Here is a 1167-nt window from a genome sequence, read left to right as displayed (position 1 = left end):
ACAACCCGCTACGGGGGAGACTTACCCGAAATCTGATTTATTCAACAAAGCCGTTGTCGGTATCCGACTTTACCCGCGACGAACTCCATCGGGAGACCAGCCGCACGCAGGGGCTGCTCACCACCCGCAGCGAATACGACCGTTTAGGTCGGCTTCATCGCCGGGATGTCTTCACCGGCAACGCACAGCGCCCGTCACCACGCCGCTGGACCCGCCGCTGGGATTACGACTACCGCAATAATCTGGTGCGGGAAGAACGGGACGATAACCCGTTCAGCTGGTACCGCTGGCAGTACGACAGCGCCGGGCGCCTGCTGGTTCAGGACGGCACGCTGCCCGGGCAGGAGCAGTGGCGCTGGGATGCGGCCGGTAACCCGCTCGACGGATCTGCTGAGAAGGTTACGCACAACCGCCTGACGCAGCTGAATGGCATTCGCTGGCGTTATGACATCCACGGCCGCACCGTGGAGAAGGATAACGGCCAGACCCGCTGGCACTACCGGTACGACGGTGAACACCGCCTGACGGAAGTGATCAGCCAGCCGCGGGATCGCAACAGGCCGCAGACGCAGGTCAGCTTCCGTTACGATCCGCTTGGACGCCGCATCAGCAAAACGCGCCAGCAGATACTGGGCGGACAGGCAACCGGTAAGCCCGTCACCACCCGGTTTGTCTGGGAAGGGTTCCGCCTGCTGCAGGAGCTGCATGGAGACGTGCCGCTGACCTATGTCTACAGCGATCAGGACAGCTACGATCCGCTGGCACGTATTGACGGCGTTGATGCTCCGGAGATTTTCTGGTTCCACTGCCAGCCGAACGGTACGCCGGAACGGATGACGGATATCGAAGGGCAGGTGCGCTGGGAAGGCGTTAACAGCGCCTGGGGCAAGCTGCTACGGGAAAGCGAGACGCAGCTATCAGGATATTCCCAGAACCTGCGGATGCAGGGGCAATACCTGGACCGTGAGACAGGGCTGCACTACAATCTGTTCCGGTATTACGACCCGGACTGCGGGCGGTTTACGCAGCAGGACCCGATAGGGCTGGCGGGAGGGATAAATCTTTACCAGTATGCGCCGAATGCGCTGGGTTGGGTGGATCCGTGGGGGTTGAGCCGACTTTGTTGAATAAATCGAACTTTTGCTGAGTTGAAGGATCAGATCACGC

At 60.8% G+C, this 1167-nt stretch carries 1 protein-coding gene; it reads left to right on the top strand.

Annotated elements, in window-relative coordinates:
• A partial coding sequence (locus HX884_RS26525; protein WP_256737207.1) for an RHS repeat-associated core domain-containing protein occupies positions 1 to 1127 on the top strand: 1127 nt, incomplete at its 5' end.
• Positions 1128 to 1167: the final 40 nt, after the last annotated feature.

It is taken from the genome of Enterobacter sp. SECR19-1250 (assembly GCF_013391025.1).
GTDB classification, from domain to species: Bacteria; Pseudomonadota; Gammaproteobacteria; order Enterobacterales; family Enterobacteriaceae; genus Enterobacter; species Enterobacter cloacae.
Note: the sequence above shows the minus strand (reverse complement) of the source record. Positions and strands in the feature narration are given on the sequence as shown.